The 234-nt window shown below is 62.4% G+C and carries 1 pseudogene; it reads right to left on the bottom strand.

The annotated features are described in order from the left end of the window. Positions 1 to 203: pseudogene (locus tag P9236_RS30820) on the bottom strand (S49 family peptidase); the annotation flags it as partial. Between the last annotated feature and the right edge of the window lie 31 nt (positions 204 to 234).

The following is a 234-nucleotide window of genomic DNA, read 5'->3' as shown; positions in this document are numbered from 1 at the left end:
CCCGGCGAGTTGATCGAAATCGCAACCGCCGGCGCGTCGAAGCCGAACGCTTTCTCGATGAGCCCGGCCGTCGAGGCGAGCGACAGGCTTGGCCGTAACTGGCCGCCGCCGGGCATGATCGTGCCATGCAGCCTGATGACCGGAATGGTGACGACTGTCGAGCGCCAGGATTTCGGCAGCAGGCGGTTGAAGAAGCGTTTCACGAAAGCTTGTCTCCACAAGAGATGCTAGAGC

Origin of the sequence: Mesorhizobium sp. WSM4884, from assembly GCF_029625675.1 — a bacterium.
Lineage (GTDB): Bacteria > Pseudomonadota > Alphaproteobacteria > Rhizobiales > Rhizobiaceae > Mesorhizobium.
The sequence above is the reverse complement of the archived record's forward strand: the minus strand, read 5'-3'. Positions and strand labels throughout refer to the sequence as shown.